This is a genomic window from Corallococcus exercitus, from assembly GCF_003611585.1.
Lineage (GTDB): Bacteria > Myxococcota > Myxococcia > Myxococcales > Myxococcaceae > Corallococcus > Corallococcus exercitus.
The window spans coordinates 1-2,996 of sequence record NZ_RAVW01000684.1; the positions used below are offsets into that span (position 1 = coordinate 1).

At 71.3% G+C, this 2,996-nt stretch carries 4 protein-coding genes; all 4 read left to right on the forward strand.

The annotated features are described in order from the left end of the window. Window positions 1-127: 127 nt before the first annotated feature. Window positions 128-991: a sulfite exporter TauE/SafE family protein gene (locus tag D7W79_RS40800; protein ID WP_120530588.1), complete on the forward strand. Its 864-nt coding sequence runs from the start codon at window positions 128-130 to the stop codon at window positions 989-991. Beyond that, the gene (locus D7W79_RS40805; protein ID WP_120530589.1) at window positions 988-1,443 is read left to right on the forward strand and encodes a DUF1634 domain-containing protein; all 456 of its coding nucleotides are present in this window, start codon (window positions 988-990) and stop codon (window positions 1,441-1,443) included. Before D7W79_RS40800 ends, D7W79_RS40805 begins: the two co-directional genes overlap by 4 nt. A gap of 65 nt (window positions 1,444-1,508) precedes the next feature. Beyond that, window positions 1,509-1,988 (forward strand): SixA phosphatase family protein, encoded by a 480-nt coding sequence (locus D7W79_RS40810; protein WP_120530590.1) that lies wholly within the window; start codon window positions 1,509-1,511, stop codon window positions 1,986-1,988. A gap of 61 nt (window positions 1,989-2,049) precedes the next feature. Continuing rightward, window positions 2,050-2,739 carry a response regulator gene (locus D7W79_RS40815; protein ID WP_120530591.1) on the forward strand — a complete coding sequence of 230 codons (690 nt, stop codon included), beginning with the start codon at window positions 2,050-2,052 and terminating at the stop codon, window positions 2,737-2,739. Window positions 2,740-2,996 lie beyond the last annotated feature (257 nt).

Sequence of the window (2,996 nt, forward strand, 5' to 3'; positions counted from 1 at the left end):
AGAGACAGCGCGGAGCCCGTCCGGTTGCCTGCCGCGGACCCTCCCCCTGCCCCACGGGGAGGGTCCGCGGCAGGCAACCGGACGGGCTCCGCGTGAAGCGCTTGCATGCGGGAGGGCCAGGAGGAAGATGGCCGTCGCCTTGGACGCCACTCCGTTCAACTTCGTCGCCATTGTCCTCTGCGTCTCCGTCGGTGCGGGCCTGCTGGGTTCCCTGCTGGGCCTGGGCGGCGGCCTCATCCTCATCCCCGTCCTCACGCTCGTGCTCAAGGTGGACATCCGCTACGCGGTGGGGGCCTCCATCGTGTCCGTCATCGCCACGTCCAGCGGCGCAGCGGCGGCGTACGTGCGCGACGGCCTGGCCAACATGCGCGTGGCCATGTTCCTGGAACTGGCCACCGTGGCGGGCGCCGTCACGGGCGCGATGCTCGCGGGCATGGTGGGTGGCCGCGCGCTGTACTTCCTCTTTGGCGCGGTGATGGCCTATTCGGCGCTCGCGATGCTGCGCAAGCTGCGCGAGGACGGCAGCCCCCGGCAGGAGCCTCCGCCCAATGCGCTCGCGGACCGGCTGGGCCTGCACGGCAGCTACTACGACGTGTCCACCGGCGGCGAGGTGGCGTACCGGGTGCACCGTCCGCTCGTGGGCCTGGGGCTCATGTACATCGCGGGCACGGTGAGTGGCCTGCTGGGCATCGGCTCCGGCGCGCTGAAGGTGCCGGCCATGGACCTGGCGATGGGGCTGCCCATCAAGGTCTCCACCGCCACCAGCAACTTCATGATTGGCGTCACGGCGGCGGCCAGCGCGGGCATCTACTTCGCGCGCGGCGACATCGACCCGTTCATCGCCGGCCCCGTCTGCGTGGGCGTCACGCTGGGCGCGTTCGCGGGCTCGCGCTACCTGACGAAGCTCAAGAGCGGTTCGCTGCGCATGCTCTTCGTCGTCGTCCTGCTCTGGGTGTCGTACGAGATGCTGTCGAAGGGAATCCACGGATGAATCCAGAGCCCTCCGAGCCTCCGTCTCCGCGGGAGACGACCGTCACCACCACCGCCGCCGTGCCCCCGGAGGTGATTCCCCTCACTCCGGAGCTGCTCATCAGCCAGCTGTTGCGCGGCGGCGTGCTGCTGAGCATGTCGCTCGTCACCTGCGGCATGGTGATGACGTTCTTCCGCCACCCGGACTACTTCTCGTCGCCGGACGCGCTCCAGCGCCTCACCTCGCCGGACTCCGCGCCGCACCGGCTGCCGGACGTCTTCGAGGGCGTCCTGGCCGTGCGCGGCCAGTCCTTCGTGATGGCGGGGCTGCTGGTGATGATCACCGTGCCCGTGCTGCGCGTGGCCCTGTCGCTGGGCATCTTCCGCGCGCAGAAGGACCGCACCTTCGCCGCCATCACCACCAGCGTCCTGGCGCTGCTGCTGCTCGCCTTCCTCCTGGGCGGCGTGGAGTAGTCCAGTCGGCAGTCCACCGGTTCGTCACATCCACGCGGGCGCGAAACGCACTACAACGCTCGCCCATGGCCGACCGCGACCTGCCCCTCCTCCTCGTGCGCCACGCCGTGGCCGAGGACTCCAATGCCCTGGGCGACGAGGCCCGCGCCCTCACCCCCCAGGGCCGCGCCGCCTTCCGTCAGCACGCGAAGAAGCTCGCGCGCCTCACGCCCCTCATGGGCATCATCACCAGCCCCCTGGTGCGCGCGGTGCAGACCGCGGAGCTGCTCGCGGACGCGCTCGGCCTGTCCCATGTGGAGGTCCACCCCGCGCTCGTCCCCATGAAGGGCGCGGCCCGCCACGTGCTGAAGCTGGCGCGGGACGTGGGTCCGGGCTGGGCCCTGGTGGGACACAATCCCTCACTGGAGCGTGCCGCCGCGCTCGCGCTGGGCCAGGCCTTGCCGGACAAGCTCCGCAAGGGCTGCGCGGTCGCGCTGCGGCCCGAGGGACGCGCGTTCACCCTGCAATGGATGGCGGCCCCGGGGCGCTCCCTGCGCCGCCCGTGACGCACTTGTTGCCGGCGCGTCACGTAGGCGCGAAGCGATGCGCGCACAGTACGTGCCCGCCATGTCCCACGTACTCATCGTCGACGACGAGCGCGACCTAGCGGAGCTCATCGACTTCAACCTGCGCGGCGCGGGCTTCACCACCCGCGTGGCCTTCACCGGGGAGGCGGCGCTCACCGCCGCGCGCGACCAGTCCCCGGACGTGGTGCTGCTGGACCTGATGCTGCCGGACCTGTCCGGCATCGAGGTCTGCCGCCACCTGCGCGCCAACCCCCGCCTGCGCGACGTGCTCATCGTCATGCTCACCGCGAAGAGCGAGGAGGCGGACCGCATCCGCGGCTTCGAGGTCGGCGCGGACGACTACGTCGTCAAACCCTTCTCCGTGCGCGAGCTGGTGCTCAGGCTCAAGGCCATCCTCCGGCGCTCGTCCGCGCCCCAGGACGGCACGCCGCCCCTGGCGCTGGGCCCCCTGCGCCTGGACGTCACCCAGCACCGCTTCTTCGTGGAGGAGAAGGAGACGCCCCTCACCGCGCTGGAGTTCCGCCTGCTGGAGTTCCTCATGGCCAGGCTGGGCCGGGTGCAGACGCGCGAGCAGCTCCTGGAGCAGGTCTGGGGCCTGTCCAGCGCGCTGGAGACGCGCACCATCGACACACACGTGATGCGCCTGCGCGACAAGCTGGGCCCCGCGCGCGCCCTGCTGGAGACGGTGCGCGGGGTGGGCTACCGCATCGTGGATCCGGCGGCCGGGTAGGCAGGCGCTGTCCCTTCCGTTACCCATTTGTCACGCAAGGGCCGTCAAACGGCCACATCCGCCCCGTAGATCGTCACCCGTTCTCGACACCCCCGAGACACCCGCCGACCTTCTATGCGCTCACTCCTCGTGACCTTCTCCCTGCTGACCTCCAGCGCGGCCATGGCCCAGGCCTCCACGCCCCAGGAAGCGCTCCCGACCCCGCCGGCCTCCGAGCCGCGCGAGGCCGTGGAGCCCTCCGCCACGGACGCCCAGGC

What these genes read in the sequence shown, in the direction of transcription:
- D7W79_RS40815 (WP_120530591.1), top strand. Translation starts at nt 2,050, where the DNA reads ATGTCCCACGTACTCATCGTCGACGACGAGCGCGACCTAGCGGAGCTC.
- D7W79_RS40800 (WP_120530588.1), top strand. Translation starts at nt 128, where the DNA reads ATGGCCGTCGCCTTGGACGCCACTCCGTTCAACTTCGTCGCCATTGTC.
- D7W79_RS40805 (WP_120530589.1), top strand. Translation starts at nt 988, where the DNA reads ATGAATCCAGAGCCCTCCGAGCCTCCGTCTCCGCGGGAGACGACCGTC.
- D7W79_RS40810 (WP_120530590.1), top strand. Translation starts at nt 1,509, where the DNA reads ATGGCCGACCGCGACCTGCCCCTCCTCCTCGTGCGCCACGCCGTGGCC.